1 protein-coding gene is annotated in these 293 nt (G+C 66.6%); it reads right to left on the reverse strand.

All coding sequences use genetic code 11. The annotated features are described in order from the left end of the window. Positions 1–293: DNA polymerase III subunit beta (locus HKX41_11070; GenBank protein ID NNC24672.1), on the reverse strand; the 293-nt coding region annotated here is incomplete at both ends.

The raw sequence follows: 293 nt of genomic DNA on the forward strand, positions 1-293 counted from the left end.
GCTTGCTGGTGAAGGTCACATCGTCGCGCTTGATGCGGATGTGGCCGCGGCCCATTTCCAGCTCGACTTCGCGATCGCCGCCTTCGAGCAGGCGCTGCAGTTCCTGCACGCCCTTGCGCGGCACGATGATCTGGCGCTTGGTCTGCGCGCCGCCTTCGAACGGCGCTTCGCACAGCGCCAGGCGGTGGCCGTCGGTGGCGACGCAACGCAGGCTGTTTTCGCGCAGGTCGAACAACAGGCCGTTGAGGTAATAGCGCACGTCCTGCTGGGCCATCGCGAACGCGGTGCGTTCG

Source organism: Salifodinibacter halophilus (assembly GCA_012999515.1).
Taxonomy (GTDB): Bacteria; Pseudomonadota; Gammaproteobacteria; order Nevskiales; family Salinisphaeraceae; genus Salifodinibacter; species Salifodinibacter halophilus.